At 65.0% G+C, this 18,071-nt stretch carries 18 protein-coding genes; 8 read left to right on the top strand and 10 right to left on the bottom strand.

All coding sequences use genetic code 11. The features are described 5' to 3' along the window. From MK313_RS15585 to MK313_RS15575, 3 genes are all read right to left on the bottom strand, one after another. Positions 1-433, bottom strand: a 433-nt coding sequence (locus MK313_RS15585; protein WP_287782760.1) for a fructose-bisphosphatase class II, incomplete at its 3' end; no start/stop codon positions are given. A gap of 68 nt (positions 434-501) precedes the next feature. Continuing rightward, positions 502-1,794, bottom strand: a complete 1,293-nt coding sequence (locus tag MK313_RS15580) for a homoserine dehydrogenase (protein ID WP_287782757.1) — start codon at positions 1,792-1,794, stop codon at positions 502-504. Positions 1,795-1,965: 171 nt separating this feature from the next. Further along, positions 1,966-3,183 (bottom strand): OmpA family protein, encoded by a 1,218-nt coding sequence (locus MK313_RS15575; protein ID WP_287782756.1) that lies wholly within the window; start codon positions 3,181-3,183, stop codon positions 1,966-1,968. Positions 3,184-3,529: 346 nt separating this feature from the next. Here MK313_RS15575 and MK313_RS15570 point away from each other — a divergent pair, with 346 nt between their 5' ends. Then, a complete protein-coding gene (locus MK313_RS15570; protein ID WP_287782754.1) occupies positions 3,530-5,272 on the top strand; it encodes a PHA/PHB synthase family protein in 1,743 nt (580 codons plus the stop codon). A 6-nt stretch (positions 5,273-5,278) separates the two neighbouring features. On the opposite strand, the gene MK313_RS15565 is transcribed toward MK313_RS15570, so the two are convergent. The 5 genes from MK313_RS15565 to MK313_RS15545 form a co-directional block, all read right to left on the bottom strand. Continuing rightward, the gene (locus tag MK313_RS15565) at positions 5,279-5,806 is read right to left on the bottom strand and encodes a gamma carbonic anhydrase family protein (RefSeq protein ID WP_051013125.1); all 528 of its coding nucleotides are present in this window, start codon (positions 5,804-5,806) and stop codon (positions 5,279-5,281) included. A gap of 16 nt (positions 5,807-5,822) precedes the next feature. Next, positions 5,823-6,875: an N-acetyl-gamma-glutamyl-phosphate reductase gene (argC, locus tag MK313_RS15560; RefSeq protein WP_287782752.1), complete on the bottom strand. Its 1,053-nt coding sequence runs from the start codon at positions 6,873-6,875 to the stop codon at positions 5,823-5,825. A 136-nt stretch (positions 6,876-7,011) separates the two neighbouring features. Continuing rightward, the gene (gene rpsI / locus MK313_RS15555; RefSeq protein WP_008944649.1) at positions 7,012-7,491 is read right to left on the bottom strand and encodes a 30S ribosomal protein S9; all 480 of its coding nucleotides are present in this window, start codon (positions 7,489-7,491) and stop codon (positions 7,012-7,014) included. A 3-nt stretch (positions 7,492-7,494) separates the two neighbouring features. After that, positions 7,495-7,959, bottom strand: coding sequence for a 50S ribosomal protein L13 (rplM, locus tag MK313_RS15550; RefSeq protein WP_008944650.1), 465 nt, complete (start codon positions 7,957-7,959; stop codon positions 7,495-7,497). A 162-nt stretch (positions 7,960-8,121) separates the two neighbouring features. After that, positions 8,122-8,550 carry a PaaI family thioesterase gene (locus MK313_RS15545; protein ID WP_287782750.1) on the bottom strand — a complete coding sequence of 143 codons (429 nt, stop codon included), beginning with the start codon at positions 8,548-8,550 and terminating at the stop codon, positions 8,122-8,124. Positions 8,551-8,643: 93 nt separating this feature from the next. On the opposite strand from MK313_RS15545, the gene MK313_RS15540 reads away from it, so the two are divergent. From MK313_RS15540 to MK313_RS15530, 3 genes are all read left to right on the top strand, one after another. Next, a complete protein-coding gene (locus tag MK313_RS15540) occupies positions 8,644-9,447 on the top strand; it encodes an enoyl-CoA hydratase (protein WP_287782748.1) in 804 nt (267 codons plus the stop codon). Positions 9,448-9,461: 14 nt separating this feature from the next. Next, on the top strand, positions 9,462-9,989 hold the full coding sequence (locus MK313_RS15535) for a CoA-binding protein (protein ID WP_287782746.1): 528 nt from the start codon (positions 9,462-9,464) through the stop codon (positions 9,987-9,989). Positions 9,990-10,067: 78 nt separating this feature from the next. Then, on the top strand, positions 10,068-11,357 hold the full coding sequence (locus MK313_RS15530; protein ID WP_008944654.1) for an O-acetylhomoserine aminocarboxypropyltransferase: 1,290 nt from the start codon (positions 10,068-10,070) through the stop codon (positions 11,355-11,357). A gap of 15 nt (positions 11,358-11,372) precedes the next feature. Here the strand turns inward: MK313_RS15530 and MK313_RS15525 are convergent, their stop codons facing one another. Next, a complete protein-coding gene (locus MK313_RS15525; RefSeq protein WP_287782744.1) occupies positions 11,373-12,653 on the bottom strand; it encodes a hypothetical protein in 1,281 nt (426 codons plus the stop codon). 195 nt (positions 12,654-12,848) lie between these two features. Between MK313_RS15525 and trmFO the strand changes: the two genes are divergently transcribed. Next, the gene (gene trmFO / locus MK313_RS15520; protein ID WP_287782742.1) at positions 12,849-14,216 is read left to right on the top strand and encodes a methylenetetrahydrofolate--tRNA-(uracil(54)-C(5))-methyltransferase (FADH(2)-oxidizing) TrmFO; all 1,368 of its coding nucleotides are present in this window, start codon (positions 12,849-12,851) and stop codon (positions 14,214-14,216) included. A 1-nt stretch (position 14,217) separates the two neighbouring features. Here trmFO and MK313_RS15515 read toward each other — a convergent pair whose 3' ends face one another. Beyond that, complete coding sequence (locus MK313_RS15515; RefSeq protein WP_287782740.1) at positions 14,218-15,060, bottom strand: phytoene/squalene synthase family protein; 843 nt, start codon at positions 15,058-15,060, stop codon at positions 14,218-14,220. Positions 15,061-15,153: 93 nt separating this feature from the next. Between MK313_RS15515 and MK313_RS15510 the strand changes: the two genes are divergently transcribed. From MK313_RS15510 to hpnE, 3 genes are read left to right on the top strand one after another with little or no spacing between them, the layout of a single operon-like run. Continuing rightward, on the top strand, positions 15,154-15,948 hold the full coding sequence (locus MK313_RS15510; protein WP_287782738.1) for a squalene/phytoene synthase family protein: 795 nt from the start codon (positions 15,154-15,156) through the stop codon (positions 15,946-15,948). Further along, positions 15,945-16,796 (top strand): presqualene diphosphate synthase HpnD, encoded by an 852-nt coding sequence (gene hpnD / locus MK313_RS15505; RefSeq protein ID WP_287782736.1) that lies wholly within the window; start codon positions 15,945-15,947, stop codon positions 16,794-16,796. The genes MK313_RS15510 and hpnD overlap by 4 nt, the downstream gene beginning before the upstream one ends. Further along, the gene (gene hpnE / locus MK313_RS15500; RefSeq protein ID WP_287782734.1) at positions 16,793-18,022 is read left to right on the top strand and encodes a hydroxysqualene dehydroxylase HpnE; all 1,230 of its coding nucleotides are present in this window, start codon (positions 16,793-16,795) and stop codon (positions 18,020-18,022) included. The genes hpnD and hpnE overlap by 4 nt, the downstream gene beginning before the upstream one ends. Positions 18,023-18,071: the final 49 nt, after the last annotated feature.

Genomic DNA, 18,071 nt, shown 5'->3' with positions numbered 1-18,071 from the left:
TCTTCAGATTCTCCGCCGGGCTGTTGTCGAGATCGACCACGCCCTCAGGCAGCCCGCCGCCGACCGCTATCTTGTCCATATAGACGTCCGGCGCGTGCAGGAAGCCGCCCTTCTCCGCCATGGCGATAACCGCCATCGCGTTGGTGCCGCCCTTGGCGGTGATGGTCGTGCCTTCCAGCGGGTCGAGCGCGATATCGATGGCCGGGCCGCCAAGGCCCACCTTCTCCCCGATATAGAGCATCGGCGCCTCGTCGCGCTCGCCCTCGCCGATCACCACCGTGCCGTCGATGGACAGGCCGTTCAGCGCCTGCCGCATGGCCGTAACTGCGGCCTGGTCGGCAGCCTTTTCGTCACCGCGCCCCATCAGGCGGGATGCGGCCAGCGCGGCGGCCTCGGTCACGCGGACAACCTCAAGCGCGAGGTTCCGATCCATGGCTGCACCGTCATTCATTGTCTTAGGCTCCTTGGGCTTTCTTCTTGTTGCTATTCGCTAAACGAAAATCAGAGCGCTTCGATGCGGATGAGGCGCGGCGGCTCCACCACGCTGCCAAGTGCGGCAATCCGCTGGATCGCCCGCATCATACCCGCTTCCTCGGTCTCGTGGGTGGTAATCACCACCGGCACCGGTCCGGACGGGTCGCGCGCCTGCTGCAGCACCGATTCCATCGACACGGAATTATCGCGGAAGGCGGCGGCCACATCGGCGATCACGCCAGGCTGGTCCTTCACCATCAGGCGGATGTAATAGGCGCCGTAATGCCGGCCCATCGGCGCCGTCTCGCCCGGCGCCAGGCGGGAGGGCGGCAGACCCAGGACAGGCGCGTGATGGCCGCGCGCAATATCCAGGATATCGGCAACGACGGCGGAGGCGGTTGGCCCCTCGCCGGCCCCGCGCCCGGTCAGCAGCACGTTGCCGACCGGTTCGGCCTCGACGAAGACGGCGTTGAACACGCCCTCGACATGGGCGATGGGGGCGGCCAGCGGCACCATGCAAGGATGCACCCGCTGTTCGATGCCGTGATCCGTCACGCCGGCAATGCCCAGCAGCTTGATGCGGTAGCCGAGCTGTTCGGCGAAGGCGAGATCCAGCGCCGAGACATGGCGGATGCCCTCGACATGGATGCCCGCAAAATCCAGTTCCCGCCCGAACGCCACGCTGGAGAGGATGGCCAGCTTGTGCGCGGCGTCGATACCATCCACGTCGAAGCTGGGATCGGCCTCGGCATAGCCCAGCTTCTGCGCGTCGGCCAGCACGTCGGCGAATTCCCGGCCGGTCTCGCGCATGGTGGTCAGGATATAGTTGCAGGTGCCGTTCAGGATGCCGTGCACGCGCTTCACGCGGTTGGCGGCGAGACCTTCGCGCAGGGCCTTGATGACCGGGATTCCGCCCGCCACCGCCGCCTCATAGGCCAGCGGCACGCCAGCGGTTTCGGCAGCTTTGGCGAGTACGGTGCCGTGCAGCGCCAGCAGCGCCTTGTTCGCCGTGACGACCGGCTTGCCAGCGGCGATGGCAGCCTCGATCAGCTCGCGCGCCACGCCGTCCGAACCGCCGATCAGCTCGACCACGACATCGACATCGGGATCGCCGGCGAGTGCGCGGGCGTCGTCATGCCAGCGGCAGGCCGACAGATCGACACCACGATCCTTCGCCTTGTCACGTGCGGCAACAGCGGTGACCCGGATGGTGCGGCCGCAACGTGCGGCGAGCAGGTCGGCCTGGTCGCGCAGCAGCTTCGCGACACCGCCGCCAACCGTGCCGAGGCCGGCAATACCAATACGCAGATCACCGCTCATGCCAGCCTCGTTATGTCATGGTGCGGCGCGACAGCCGGCGCCGTAAGCGATGGAATGGACATGAAACCCCAGATGGCGAATATGGAACGGTAAAGAACGGCCAGTCGATGATGGCGCCCTATTTAGCGCCGGACGCGGCAAAAGTCGATTACCGAAGGTAAGGCGAAGCGGTCAGTAATCGACGAAGATTTCCACCCGGCGATTCCCCGCCTCGCCCGCCGGCATGACCTCGTAATAGATCGGCTGGCTGTCGCCGACGCCGACGACCTCCATCGACTTTGCCGGCACGCCAAGGCGCCGCAGTTCCTGAGCCACTGCTTCGGCGCGGCTCACGGAAACCTGGAAATTGGCAAGCTGATGCTGCAGCGGGCGCATGTCTGTGGTCCGGCTGCTGGCATGGCCGACAATACGCAGCGTGCCGCCGGTCTTGCGATGCTCGGCCGCGACCTTGCGCAGGCTGTCGCTCTCAGACGGGTCGAGCGTGGTCGAGCCATGGCCGAACAGGATGGTCGCCGCGAGATAGGAGATTCCGGCCTTGTCCGCCGGTTCCGGGACCGGTGCCGGGGCAGCGGGTTCGGTTGCCGCCGGCTGTGCCGCGGTGCTGCGCGTGGCTACGGGTGCTGCGGAACGGGCGAATTGCTCGCGATACACCTCGGCCGCCGTTGGTGCAGCAGGCGCCGATGCCGTTGGCGCCTGGGCCGTCTCGGTCCTGGTGGCAGGCGCTTCCGGCCGTGCTTCCGGCTGCGGGGTCGTGGTGCGGGGCTGCTCAGCAGGCTGTTCGGAGGATTGCCCGGAAGACTGCTGGGGCGTGCTGTCGGTGCTCCTGGCGGCGGCCCGCTCGGCCAGCACTTCCTGACGCCGGCGTTCCATCATCGCCGCACCGGCGGAGACCGTTTCAGACGACTCGGCGCGCGGCTCGATACGCGCAGCCGGTGGGGCGGATGGAGCTGCTGCCGCAGGAGCCGGTTCGGCAGCCGCGGGAGCAGCCGCAGGTGCCGTTGGCGCCGGAGCGACAGCCGGCGGGGCCGGTGGCCTGGTCTCGGTCCGGGCGGTTGATGTCGTCGAGGTGGAAACCTGGCCGCTGCCGGTCGTCACCGCGTTGGAGGGCTGCTGGTCGGTGTAGCGGGCCTGCTCGCGGTCAGCAACGAGCCCCTGCTGTGCCGCGCGGCGCTCGCTGGGCGTGCTGATATCGGTCGGACGCGCGGGAACCGAGGCGAGGTTCGGATAGGAGGAGTCGCTGGCGGTCTGCTCCTTGGCCGCCTGATCCTTTGCCGGGGCAGCATCGTCCTCGAACAGGCCGGTGGCACCCTTGTACCATTCCACCGGATTGACCGCATCCGGGACCGAGGAACATCCGGCAAGCAGAATTAGGCCGGCCGTTGCCGTCAATCCGATCTTCGCTCCGCGTCCCTGCCTGCGTTGCCGCCGCATCTGCATCCCCCGGTCAGTGCAATTTTTCTATTGGATTAACGGCTTATATCACATCCGGCAAGCATGGCGGAGCCTCAAGACCATATCGCGCATACGAACGCACGAATCTTGCCACGAATTCCCTTAACCTCGCCACGATCAGGATAATATAATAGAATTACAAAGACTGAGGCCATCGGGCGCGGCGTAATAAATACATAAAATAAATGCCATAAACCGCAATAAAACTGCATTGGTGCAAGAGATGAACGACAAATCGGACACGACGACGAAAGTCCCGGATCCAGTACAGCTCTCCCAATCCATGAGCAGTATCGCCGAGCGCAGCCAGAAGCTGATCGCGGCCTATCTGGAAAAGCAGGCGGCCTCTAACGGGCAGGCCGGCTCCGCCGATCCACTGAATATCGGCCAGGCATTCCTGGAAATGACCGCGAAGATGATGGGCGATCCGACGCGGCTGATGCAGTCGCAGCTGGCCCTCTGGCAGGATTACATGCAGCTCTGGCAGAATGCCAGCAAGCGCTTCCTGGGCGAGGAGGAAGTGCCGCCGATGGTCGCGCCCGACACGGGCGACCGCCGCTTCAAGGACCCGGCCTGGGAAGAGAATTACGTCTTCGACTTCATCAAGCAGTCCTACCTGCTGACCGCGCGCTGGATGCAGTCCACGGTTCATGAGGTCGAGGGGCTGGATGCGAAGACCGCGCAGAAGGTCGATTTCTATACACGCCAGTTCGTCGATGCGATGGCGCCCTCCAACTTCGTGATGACCAATCCGGAGGTACTGCGCGCAACCGTCGAGAGCGGCGGCGAGAATCTGGTGAAGGGTCTGGAGAACCTGCTGTCCGACCTGGAGCGCGGCAAGGGCAAGCTGGCGATCAAGATGACCGACATGGACGCCTTCAAGGTCGGCGAGAATATCGCCACGGCGCCCGGCAAGGTCGTCTTCCAGAACGATCTGATGCAGCTGCTGCAATTCAGCCCGATGACCGAGGAAGTCCACCGCCGGCCGCTGCTGATCGTGCCGCCCTGGATCAACAAATATTATATCCTGGATCTGCGCGAGAAGAACTCCTTCATCCGTTGGGCGGTGTCGCAGGGGCTGACGGTGTTCGTCATCTCCTGGGTCAATCCGGACGAGGATATGGCGCAGAAAAGCTTCGAGGATTACATGCTCGAAGGGCCGCTGGCCGCCCTCGGCGCCATTGAGAAGGCAACCGGCGAGAAGGAGGTGAACGCCATCGGCTACTGCATCGGCGGCACGCTGATGGCCGCCACCCTCGCCTATATGACCGCGAAGAAGGACGAGCGCATCAAGTCGATCACCTATTTCACGACTATGGTGGATTTCGCCGAGGCCGGGGAGCTGTCCGTCTTCATCGATGAGGAACAGCTGCACACGCTGGAATCGATGATGGACGAAAAGGGCTATCTCGACGGTTCGGCCATGGCGACAACCTTCAACATGCTGCGCGCGAATGACCTGATCTGGTCCTTCGTCGTGAACAATTATCTGCTGGGCAAGGAGCCCTTCCCCTTCGACCTGCTGTACTGGAATTCGGATTCCACGCGGCTGCCGGCGAAGATGCACAGCTTCTACCTGCGCAAATGCTATCAGGAGAACAAGCTGGTGGAGCCGGGCGGCGTGAAGCTGGGTGGGGTGAAGATCGACCTGCGCACGGTGAAGACCCCGACCTATATTCTGTCGGCCAAAGACGACCACATCGCGCCGTGGAAATCGACCTATGCAGCAACCCAGCTCTATGAGGGGCCGGTGAAGTTTGTGCTGTCCGGCTCCGGCCACATCGCCGGTGTGGTGAACCCGCCGGTCGCGCAGAAATATTGCTACTGGACCAACAGCCGTAAGCCGAAGAGCCCGGACAAGTGGCTGGAAAGCGCCACCCAGCATCCGGGGTCCTGGTGGACAGACTGGGCCGACTGGGTTGGCAAGCAGGGCGGCGGCAAGGTTCCCGCCCGCGTGCCCGGCGACGGCAAGCTGAAGGCAATCGAGGACGCGCCGGGTTCCTACGTGAAGGTCACGCTGAAATAGTACGTCCTACTCGCCGTAGGAGGCGTGGTGCGCCTTGGCTGTTTCGGCATAGCGCCGCGCCGAATCGGCGATTTCCGCAATATCCGCCTCGGTGAGGTCGCGCAGATAGCGCGCCGGGCGCCCGGCCCAGAGCTGGCCGGTGGGAATGCGTTTGCCGGGGGTGAGCAGTGCACCGGCGGCCAGCATGGCGTTGCTCTCGATCACGCTGCCATCCATTGCACAGGCCTGCATGCCAACAAAGCTGCGGTCATGCAGCGTGCAGGCGTGCAGGATGGCGGTGTGGCCAACCGTCACCTCGTCGCCGACGAAACAACCCAGCCCCCTGCCCTGAACATGCACGACCGTGCCGTCCTGGATGTTGGTGCGCTTGCCGACGCGGATGACCTGAATGTCGCCGCGCAGCGTACAGGAGAACCAGATGCTCGATTCCGCCCCGATCTCGACATCGCCGATGATCGCCGCGTTCGGGGCGATGAAGGCGGACGGGTCGATCGTCGGGGTGACGCCCTTATAGGGCAGGATCAGGGCGGACATCGGCATCATTTCTCCGTTACGGGAACATCGGCGGCTGCATCAGCGCCGTGGTCTCCGGCAAGCCGGCCATCACATTCATGTTCTGCACCGCCTGGCCGGACGCGCCCTTCACCAGATTGTCGATGGCGGAGACGATGATCGCCCGCCCCTTGATCCGGTCGGCGACGACGCCGATCAGCGTGTGGTTGGAGCCACGCACATGCCGGGTCGCCGGCACCTGGCCCATCGGCAGCGCGCGGACGAAGGGCTCGCCCTGATAGCGGCTGGCGATGGCCTCGCGCAGGTCGGCAGGCGACGCACCGCCAGCCAGCTTCACATAGGTGGTGGAGAGGATGCCGCGGCTCATCGGCATCAGGTGCGGCGTGAAATTGACGAGGATCGGCCGGCCGGCGGCCTTGGTCAGCCCCTGCTCGATCTCCGGCGCGTGCCGGTGCTTGGCAACGCTGTAGGCGTGGATGCCCTCGGTCACCTCGGTGAAGAGCGAGCCTTCCTTCGCGGCCCGGCCGGCGCCCGACACGCCCGACTTGGCGTCAATCACGATATCGTCGGCATCGATCAGGCCGGCCTCGACCAGCGGCACCAGCGGCAGCTGGGCGGCTGTCGGATAGCAGCCGGGGTTCGCCACCAGCCGGGCCTTGGCGACCGCATCGCGGGCCAGCTCGGTGATGCCGTACACGGCTTCCTTCTGCAGGTCCGGCGCCAGATGCGCATGGCCGTACCATTCAGCATAGGTATCGACGTCATGCAGCCGGAAGTCGGCGGACAGATCCACGACCTTCAAATGCGTCGGCAGGGCGGCAATGACTTCCTGCGTGGTGCCGTGCGGCAGCGCGCAGAATACCAGGTCGCACTGGCTGTAATCGGCATCCTCGATCTTGGTCAGCACCGGCAGGTCGAGATAGGCCAGGTGCGGGAACACCTCGCCCAGCGGCTTGCCGGCAGCGCGGTCGCCGGTCAGCAGGGTGATTCGGGTGGAAGGATGCTGCGCCAGCAGGCGGATCAGTTCGGCCCCGGTGTAGCCGCTGGCTCCCAGAATGCCGACCCGGATGTGGTTCGACGATGCCGTCATCTTACTCTCCTTCCCTATGCCGCCGGTCTAGTGGCGAACAGTGTGCAACAAAACAGCGAAACCGTGATGACACAACGAAAAACGGGGCGCCCCTGCTGGGACGCCCCGTTTCCGGTAGTCGTATCCCTTGAGGGACTTAACGCTTCGAGAACTGGAAGCTACGTCGCGCCTTGGCACGGCCGTACTTCTTACGCTCGACGACGCGGCTGTCACGGGTCAGGAACCCGCCCTGCTTCAGCGCGCCACGCAGCGCCGGCTCGAAATTGATGAGCGCGCGGCTGATGCCGTGACGCACGGCGCCGGCCTGGCCGGACAGGCCACCACCGGTCACGGTGCAGATCACGTCATACTGGTCAACGCGGCCAGCGGCCTCGAAGGGCTGGCGCACGATGAGTTGCAGCACCGGACGGGCGAAATATTCCTTCTGGTCGCGGCCATTCACGACGACGCGGCCGTTGCCGGGCTTCACCCAGACGCGGGCGATGGCGTTCTTGCGGCGGCCCGTGCCGTAGGCGCGGCCCTGCGCATCGATCTTCGGCTCGGCCGGAGCGGCCTCGACAGCCTCGGACACCAGGTCCTTCAGCGCGTCCATGCCCTGATTCTCGACAGTGGTCATGGATTAGGCACTCCTCTTGTTCTTCGAATTCATCGCCGCGAGGTCCAGAACCTCCGGCTGCTGCGCCTCGTGCGGGTGCTCGGTGCCGGCATATACCTTCAGGTTGCCCATCAGCTTGTTGCGCAGCGGGCCCTTGGAAATCATGCGCTCGACCGCCTTCTGGATAGCGCGCTCCGGGAAGCGGCCGCCCAGGATCTGACCCATGGTCCGCTCCTTGATGCCGCCCGGATGACCGGTGTGCCAGTAGAACTTCTTGTCGGTCAGCTTCTTGCCGGTCAGCTTCACCTTCTCGGCATTGACGACGATGATATTGTCACCGGTGTCGATATGCGGGGTGAAGGTCGGCTTGTGCTTGCCACGCAGGCGCATGGCGATGACCGAGGCGAGCCGGCCCAGAACGACGCCTTCAGCGTCGATCAGGACCCACTTCTTCTCGATCTCCGACGGCTTGGCGGAGTAGGTCTTCATATCTGCCCCAATAGGCTGGAAACGCGATGAGAGGGATACCCCTCGCTTGAGGACGCATGTCTATAGAAGCGCCGATTTCCGGTCAATCGAAAAAGCGGCGGCTGATGCAAAAATAATGTCGTAATTTCAGTGGGTTATAAAAATGGTATTATAATACCGCGCTCAGGAGGCCTTGTTTTCCGGTGGAATCGAGTAGGTGGAGGTCACATGGCACACCGGTTCGCTATCGCCGTCGGAGAAAATCGACACCTCGCCATAGACCAGACGCCGCCCGCATTTCAGCAGCCGGCCCCTCGCGATCAGGTCACCGGGCTTCGGTCGCTTCAGGAAATTGGCGGTCAGGTTGGTGGTGACGGCCAGCTTCACGACACCGATGCGGCTGAGCACGCAGCCATACATGACGATGTCGGCCAGCCCCATCATGGCCGGGCCAGTGATGGTGCCACCGGGGCGCAGCAGATCGTCACGGAACGGCAGGCGGGCGGTCACCTCGCCGTCGCCAACATTCTCGAAGCGCACGCCCAGCTGCCCGACATAGGGCACCTCCTCCCGCGCGATGCGGTCCAGCTCTTCCGGCGTGACCCTGCTCATCTTTTGGCATTCCTCTCCTGTTTTCTCGATACTTGCGCGATCCGGTGCCGGACGCCAGACTCGGTATGGAGAATAAGATCAGGGAGATGCGTCATGGCCCATCCTGCCCCCAATGTCGGCGACGAGGATATTCTGCTGCGCAGCGACAGCGGCGGCATCGCGACGCTGACCCTGAACCGCCCGCAGGCGCGCAACGCGCTGTCCCTCGCCCTGATGACCGCGGTGATCGACGAGCTGGAAGCGATAGCCGGCGATGCCTCGGTGAAGGCAGTAGTGATTGCCGGCAATGGCCCGGCTTTCTGTGCGGGCCATGACCTGAAGGAGATGCGCGCCAATCCGGGCCGTGCCTTCTACGAGAAGACCTTTTCCGCCTGCAGCCGGATGATGCAGGCCGTCGTGCGCCTGCCGCAGCCGGTGATCGCGCGGGTGCAGGGCATCGCCACGGCGGCGGGGTGCCAGCTCGTTGCCTCCTGCGATCTCGCCATCGCCGCCGATACCGCCCGCTTCGCTACGCCGGGCGTGAATATTGGGCTGTTCTGTTCGACGCCGATGGTGGCGCTGTCGCGCAATATCGGCCGCAAGCAGGCGATGGAGATGCTGTTGCTGGGCGAGATGGTGCCGGCCGCCCGCGCGCTGGAATTCGGCCTCATCAACCGGGCGGTGCCGGAGGCGGAGCTGGAAGCGGCGGTCACGGAGATGGCCGGCAAGATCGCCGCCAAATCGCCGCTGGTGCTGAAGATCGGCAAGGAAGCCTTCTATAGGCAGCTTGAACTGGGGCTGTCGGATGCCTACGACTATGCCAGCAAGGTGATGACTGAAAATATGCTGGCCCGGGATGCCGGCGAAGGCATCGACGCCTTTATCGAGAAGCGCCCACCAGTCTGGCAGGGACGTTAGGACAGGAAGCAATTATGTTCGCCAATGCCGTGAAGCCGTCCTTCGAGAAGGGCAATCATGAGACTTACCCTGACGCGCTGATCCGCCGGATCCTGCGTGAGGTGAAGGTGATCGCCATGGTCGGGGCCAGCCCGGACTGGAACCGTCCCTCCTACTTCGCGATGAAGTATCTGCAGTCCAAGGGCTACCGCGTCATTCCGGTGAATCCGAAGGTCGCGGGCGACGAGATTCTGGGCGAGACGGTCTATGCCAGCCTCGCCGACATCCCCGAAAAGATCGACATGGTGGATGTGTTCCGCAATTCCGCCGCCGCCGGGCCGATCACCGACGAGGCGATCGCCATCGGCGCGAAAGTGGTGTGGATGCAGCTGGGCGTGCGCAATGACGAGGCCGCCGAACGGGCCGAGGCCGCCGGCCTGACCGTCATCATGAACCGCTGCCCGAAGATCGAATATGGCAGGCTGAACGGCGAGCTGGGCTGGCACGGCTTCAATTCCGGCGTCATCTCCTCGAAACGCCGCAAACTGCCGGAGAAGGCCTGATTTTCACGTCAGCAATCGGCTTAAGCCCGAGGGTGACGAAATAAAAACTGAAACACCAAGCAGATTCAGGAATCCGCCATGACCAACACCAAGCCCGGTTTCGATACGCTCGCGGTGCATGCCGGCGCCGCTCCCGATCCTGCGACGGGCGCGCGCTCCACGCCGATCTACCAGACCACGGCCTATGTGTTCGACGATGTCGATCACGCCGCCTCGCTGTTCAACCTGCAGGCCTTCGGTAACATCTATTCGCGCCTGACCAACCCGACCGTCGCCGTGCTGGAGGAACGCATCGCCAGCCTGGAAGGCGGGCGCGGTGCCACCTGCGTCGCCTCCGGCCATGCCGCGCAGTTGCTCGCCTTCTTCTCCTTCATGGAGCCGGGCGACGAATTCCTGGCCGCCAGCAAGCTCTATGGCGGCTCGATCACGCAGTTTTCCCGCAGCTTCAAGAAGTTCGGCTGGAACGCGATCTTCGTGGATGCGGACGACCCGGAGAATTTCCGCAAGGCGATGACGCCGAAGGTGAAGGCGATCTTCGTCGAATGCCTGGCCAATCCGGGCGGCGTAATCGTCGATATCGAGGCGGTGGCGAACATCGCGCACGAGGCCGGCGTGCCGCTGATTGTCGACAACACGATGGCGACGCCCTATCTGTGCCGGCCCATCGAGTATGGCGCCGACATCGTTGTGCACTCCACCACCAAGTTCCTGTCCGGCCATGGCAATGCGATGGGCGGCGCCGTCGTCGATTCCGGCAAATTCGACTGGGCGCAGAACGACAAGTTCAAATCGCTGACCACGCCGGAGCCGGCCTATCACGGGCTGAATTTCTACGAGACCTTCGGCGATCTCGCCTTCACCATCTATGGCCATGCGATGGGGCTGCGCGACCTCGGGCCGACCATGGCGCCGATGAACGCCTATCTCACCATCACCGGCATCGAGACCCTGCCGCTGCGCATGCAGCGCCATGTCGAGAATGCGCAGAAGGTGGCGGAGTTCCTGGAGGACCACCCGCAGGTTGCCTGGGTGTCCTATGCCGGCCTGCCCAGCAGCAAGCACCATGCGCTGGCCCGCAAGTACCTGCCGAAGGGCGCCGGCTCGGTGTTCACCTTCGGCGTACGCGGCGGGTACGAGGCCGGCGTGAAACTGGTCGAGGGCTGCGAGTTGCTGTCGCATCTGGCGAATATCGGCGATACACGCTCGCTCATCATCCATCCGGCCTCGACCACGCACCGGCAGCTGACGGAGCCGCAGCAGATCGCCGCCGGCGCCGGACCGGACGTGGTGCGACTGTCCATCGGCATCGAGACGGCGGAGGACATCATGGCGGATCTCGACCAGGCCCTGGCCAAAACCAAGGCCTAAGGACCTGCGGGCGGGCTATTTCAGCAGATAGACCCGCCCGGGATCGGCGACGGCAGGCGCGACAGCGGCGCCCTGCAGATAATCGTAGTTGCAGCGCCGCGCCGCTGTCGCCGCCTCGAAGGTGCTGGCACCATAGAAGATGCTGCGCATCCGTGCCTTGCCGCAGGCCTTGGCGAAGCCCTGCATGCGCTCCACATCGTCGCGGGCCGGCGTGCCGACATGGCTGCCATCAGCGGCAACCGCCATCATCTTCAGACCGACGAACCGCTCCGGCGTGCGGAAGCTGAGCGGCTGGCGCGCGACGAAACCGGCGAAGAACGGGCCGACGAAGGACAGCAGCGTGTGCAGCCTTCCCTGCGGCACGCCTTCGGCCAGATCGACGATTTCCAGCAGAATGCGCTTCGAGGAAAGCCGGGGCAGCAGCTGGCAGGCCGCGATGAATTGCTGGCGCAGCGGCTTCGTCGCCAGCGTATCGAAATGCACCGGCACGATCAGCAGGGCCCGGCGCTGGCGTCCGGCACGCATCAGCGCTTCGCCGGCCTGGGTCAGCATGTAGCAATCAAGTTCGCAATTGAACACGCCGGTATGGGTCTGCTCCTCGCCCGAGGCCTTCCAGATCGGCAGGATGACGCTGGCGCTGTAGGCCGAGATCAGCTTCTTGCGGATATTCGCCATCGGCCAGTAGGAAACGTGCAGCTCGCTGCGCAGCGCCTCGAAATGCTGCCTCTCGACATCCTCTTCCTTCTTCTGCGCGGCATCGACCGTCTGCGACAGGCCCTCCGGCGTCGTCAGCGCCTCGATGGGGGTCTTCGGGTCCAGCTCCAGGACCAGCGCGCGACAGGTCACCAGCCCTTCCTTGATCCCGGAAACGCCGCTCAGCTTCTCGTTGATCTCGCGGGCGATCTTTTCCGAGCTTCTGGTCGCCTTCTCCTTGTCGCCGCCGCCGAACAGAATCACGATCTGTTCTTCGTTAACCATAAGGAAAGCATCGGCGGGACCGGTGTGTTTCTTGATGACCGTCTCGGCCAGCAGCAGGATCTTGTCCTTGATCGACGGCCAGCGCTCGCCGAAGCTCTTGCGCACCTCCGAAAAGCCCAGCATCTGCACGTTGCCGGCGACCAGTGCGTCGGCCACCAGCTTGTTGGAGCGCACGAAGTCGAGCAGGCTGTTGCGGAAGATTGTCGGATCGGACGGGTCCAGCTTCTGCCTGGAATAGGAGTCGTAGAAGCTCTGCTTGCGGGCGCCCTGCTCCCCCGTAACCTCTGGAACGGTCTGGTAGAATTCCGATTTCGGCATTCTGCGGCCTGTCTGCGTCAGCAGTTTTCCCAATGATCGAGTATGCAGGAAACCACACAAACAGTAAGCAAGTTCCTAATGGCCGCCCCACAAGTGAATTAGCAAGAGCGAATGTGGTGCGGTTGCGTATCCGCGCCCGATGGCCTATCTGTTTGCCGCAACATCAATTCCCCCTTTGCGGAGCGAGAACGAATCATGATCCAACCGGTGCATGTCGTCGGCGGTGGTCTTGCCGGATCGGAAGCCGCCTGGCAGCTGGCCGAGGCTGGTGTCCCGGTCGTATTGCACGAAATGCGCCCGGTGCGCGGCACGGATGCCCACCAGACCGACCGGATGGCGGAGCTGGTCTGCTCCAACTCCTTCCGCTCCGATGATGTCGAGTACAACGCGGTTGGCCTGCTGCATGAGGAGATGCGCCGCTGCGGCTCGCTGATCCTGCGCTCCGGTGACGGCGCGAAGCTGCCGGCGGGCGGCGCGCTGGCGGTGGATCGCGACATCTTCGCCGGTGCCGTGACCGAGGCGCTGGAATCGCATCCGCTGATCACCATCGAGCGCGGGGAGATCGCCGGACTGCCGCCAGCCGACTGGGACAGTGTCATCCTGGCGACCGGCCCCCTCACCTCGCCGGCGCTGGCCGAGGCGATCCGCGATCTGACCGACGAAAGCTCGCTGTCCTTCTTCGATGCCATCGCCCCCATCGTCTATAAGGAGAGTATCGACTTCTCCCGCGCCTGGTATCAGTCGCGCTACGACAAGGTTGGGCCCGGCGGCACAGGCAAGGACTACATCAACTGCCCGTTCGAGAAGGACGAGTATATCGCCTTCATCCAGGCGCTGCTGGACGGCGAGAAGACAGAGTTCAAGGAGTGGGAGAAGGACACTCCCTATTTCGAGGGCTGCCTGCCGATTGAGGTCATGGCGTCGCGCGGCGTCGACACGCTGCGCTTCGGGCCGATGAAGCCGGTGGGCCTTACGGACCCCAATACCGGACGGCGGCCTTATGCGGTGCTTCAGCTCCGCCAGGATAACGCGCTGGGAACGCTGTATAATCTGGTCGGCTTCCAGACCAAGCTGAAATATGCCGAACAGACCCGCGTGTTCCGCATGATCCCCGGCCTGCAGAATGCCGAATTCGCCCGGCTGGGCGGGCTGCACCGCAACACCTTCCTGAACTCGCCGAAGCTGCTGGATGGCGGCCTGCGGCTGAAGGCGATGCCGCGCCTGCGCTTTGCCGGGCAGGTCACCGGCGTCGAGGGCTATGTCGAAAGCGCGGCCATCGGGTTGCTTGCCGGGCGCTTCGCCGCCGCCGAACGGCTGGGCCGGGAGATCGCCCCGCCACCGCCGACCACGGCGCTGGGCGCGCTGCTGGGCCACATCACAGGCGGTGCCGATGCCGAGACCTTCCAGCCGATGAACGTGAATTTCGGCCTGTTCCCGGAGCCGGAGCAGGACCCCGACCCGAAGAAGCGCATCAAGGGTCGCGAGCGCAAGAAGCTCTATACCGGCCGCGCGCTGGCCGACCTCGACGGCTGGCTCGGCGGCACGCGTCTGGCGGCGGAGTAGATCAGAAGCGTCCCCGCAGCGCCATCCAGCTGAGCCGCCAGGCGGCGAGCGGGGATTTCTCAGCCAAGCTGGTATCGAACACGTCATGGCCGTTTTTCGCCAGCCGTTTCAGATGCCCTTCGGCGAGCGTGAGCGGCAGCAGTGCCGCCAGCGCCCGTTTTGGCACATGCCGGCGTAGGGAACGCGTCTCGTTCAGATGCGCGCGGGCGCTGTCCGCGACGCTCTCCACAACCCGGTTCAGCCCCGCGCCCGGTTTCAGATCGTATAGTTCGCGCAGGCCGACGCCGTGCTGTTCCATCAGGCTGGCGGGCAGGTTCACCCAATGCTCTCGGGCATGGAACGGCAAAGCCCGCAGCAGGCCGGTCAGTGCCACGGCGATGCCGGCGGTTCGGGCGATCCCGGCTTGCCGTTCCACACCGCCGAGCGCGCTCAGGCATAGATCGGCCAATGTGCCGGCGGTGCCGTCGGCATAATCCAGCAGGGCCGGCAGGTCGGCAGGCGGTTCCGGCTGCAGATCCTGCCCCCGCGACTCGATCAGCCGGTCGAAGGGTGCGCGCGGCAGGTCATGGGCCCGCACCGCCCCTGCCAGCGCCTGCACCACGGCATGCTGGCGCGGCGTGCCCTCATAGATTTCCGCAATGGCCTCGCGCCACCAGGTCAGGCGGATCTCGCCGAGCAGCGGTTCCGAGACGATGGCGCGGGTCTTGGCGACCTCCTGGTTGAAGGCATAGAGCGCGAACAGCGCCTCGCGCCGGTCGGCAGGCGCGAACAGGCAGGTCAGGAACCGTTCCGGATCGTGTCGCCTCACCTCCTGGGCGCAATAGGAAAGGGCAGCCTCGGGCATGTTTCCTTCCGGAGCGTTGTTGTCTTGGCCGGGTGTGCTTCCCGGCACCCGTCCTATATAGTTTCGGTCCCATCGCCAAGCACGTTTGGACCCATGCCGCAGCCTGTAACCCTTCCCGATAATGTTTATGCTTCCGGAAAGGATGCCGGGCAGGAGAGTTTTCCGGTCGCCTCCTGGCTGTTGCCGCCGTCGAAACGGTCGCAGATCATGGCGTTCTACCGCTTTGCCCGGGCGGCGGACGATATCGCCGATCACCCCACCCTGCCGCCGGATGAGAAGCTGCGCCTGCTGGACCAGATGGAAGGCCGGCTGCCACCTGCCGGCGCGGAGCATGCCGCAGCATTGCTGGTGGCCTTCCGGCAGGATGCAAGCAAGGCCCGCTATGCCGACTGGGACGAGCTGATGGGCTATTGCCGGCATTCCGCAGCGCCGGTCGGGCGCTTCCTGCTCGACCTGTTCGGGGAGGATCGCGCGCTGTGGCCGCGCTCCGACGCGCTGTGCGCCGCGCTGCAGGTGCTGAACCATGTGCAGGATTGCGGCAGGGATTACCGCGCGCTCGACCGGCTCTATTTGCCGAAGGACTGGCTTGATGCGGAGGGCGCGACGCCGGACATGCTTGCCGTCTCGCAGACCTCCCCTGCCCTGCGCCGCACGCTGGACCGGGTGCTGGACGCCACGGCAGCCCTGCTGGCGAAATCGCGGCCCATGACCGCCGGCCTAAGGCACCGGGGCCTGCGCATCCAGGCGGCGACCACACAGATCGGTGCGGAGGCGCTGCTTGCCAGCCTCAGGCGGCAGGACCCGCTGACCCGGCATGTCCGGTTGGGCTGGCCGATACGCTTTCTATGCCTGCTGCGCGGCATCAGCAGCGGGATGGCCAGCCGATGAGTCTGCAAGCCGAAGCCGAGGCGCATGTCCTCGATATTGTACGGCGCGCGCGTAGCTCCTTCTACTGGAGCATGCGGCTGCTGCCGGGCGAGAAGCGGCGCGCCATGTACGCGATCTACGCCTATTGCCGGGAGCTGGACGACATCGCCGATGGCAGCTTGCCCCGCGCGGAGAAGCTGGCCCGGCTGGAGGGCTGGCGGCGGGAAATCACGGCGCTCTACGCCGGATCGCCCACGCACCCCATCGCCATCGCGCTGGCCGGGCCGGTTGCCCGCTACAGGCTCGACCGGCGCTGGTTCGAGGAAATCCTGACCGGCGTGAGCATGGATGCCACTGGCGATATCCTGGCCCCCTCGCTGCTCGAACTGCAGCTCTATTGCCGCCGGGTCGCGGGCGCGGTCGGCATGCTGTCCATCGCGGTCTATGGGGCTTCCGGCAAGGCGGCTGCCGGCTTCGCGCTGGCGCTGGGCGATGCGGTGCAGCTGACCAACATCCTGCGAGATCTGCGCGAGGATGCGGCCGACGGCCGTCTCTATTTGCCGGCGGACATGCTGGAGGCGGCAGGCATCCATATGCGCGATCCCGACGCCGTGCTGGATCATCCGTCGATAACCCGCGTCTGCGCGGCGATGATCGACTGGGCGGAACAGCGCTATGCCGATGCCGAGGACGCCCTACGCGACTGCGACCGGCAGGCACTGCGCCCGGCCATTGTCATCCTGGCGACCTACAAGCGCCTGCTGGACCGGCTGAAGCAGGACGAACTGCCGGCGTCGCACCGAATCCGGCTGGGACAGCTGGAAAAGATCGCCATCGCCCTGCGCGCCGGCCTCACGCTGAAACCATGAGCCGCCGCCTGCATGTGATCGGTGCCGGGCTGGCCGGCCTGTCGGCGGCGCTTCGCGGGCTGGAGACCGGGTTCGCCGTTACCCTCTACGAAGCATCGGGCCAGGCCGGCGGGCGTTGCCGGTCCTATCTCGATGCAAGCCTCGGCATGGAAATCGACAATGGCAATCATCTGCTGCTGTCCGGCAACCGCGAGACGCTGGCCTATCTGGACCGCATCGGCGCGCGCGACACGCTGACCGGGCCGGAACGGGCACGCTTCCCGTTCCGCGACCTTGCAACGGGGGAGCAATGGGTGTTGAAGCCCGGCTATTTGTTGCCCTGGACACCTGCCCGCCGGGCGCCGGGCACCAGCGCCGCCGACTATCTGCCCTGGCGGCTACTGACGGCTGGGCCGGAGGCCGTCGTGGAGGACTGCCTGACGACGGGAACCGCGCTGGAACGCGTCTGGCGGCCCTTGCTGGTCTCTGCCCTGAACACACCGTTGGAACAGGCTTCGGCGCGGCTGGCGGGCCGTCTGCTACGGGAAACGTTGTTGCGCGGCGAGGTCTTCTGCCGGCCGTTGGTCTCGCGTGACAGCCTGGGCACCAGCTTTATCGAGCCTGCGCTGGCGGCGCTGGAACGCGCAGCGGCTTCCGTTCGCTACCATCACAGGCTGACGGGATTGGTGTTCGATACCGATGGCGTCGGCACCCTGTCCTTCGGTGATGGGCGTGTTGTCCTTCAGCCGGAGGATGCGGTCATTCTCGCCCTGCCGCCGGAACAGGCTGCGGCGCTGCTGGGGCTGGACCTACCGCTGGACCATCAGCCCATCGTGAATGGCCATTTCCGCTTTGAAGTGGACGGGCTGCCGGCTGGCGAGGCGTTTCTGGGACTGGTCGGCGGCACGGCCGAATGGCTGTTCCGCCGCAACGATATCCTCTCCACTACCACCAGTGCTGCCAGCATGCTGGCGGACCAGCCGGCCGGGGAGATCGCCGACCTGCTCTGGCGCGATATCGTGCGAGCCCTCGACCTGCCCGCCGGCATACCCCTGCCCCCGCATCGCATCGTGAAGGAAAAGCGCGCGACGCTGGCGCAGACCCCGGCGATGGCGCGTGCACGGCCCAGCGCCGCAACCATCTGGCGCAATCTGGCGCTGGCCGGGGACTGGACCGATACCGGCCTGCCCTGCACCATCGAAGGCGCCGTGCGGTCTGGCAGGCTGGCGGTAGAGGCCATAGATTAATAAGGGTTTTTCTGGCCTTTTCATGCGCTTAGGATTGGCCTACATGAAA

The organism is Oceanibaculum sp. (assembly GCF_022449305.1).
Classification (GTDB): Bacteria; Pseudomonadota; Alphaproteobacteria; order Oceanibaculales; family Oceanibaculaceae; genus Oceanibaculum; species Oceanibaculum indicum.
This window is presented reverse-complemented; position numbering and strand designations above follow the sequence as displayed.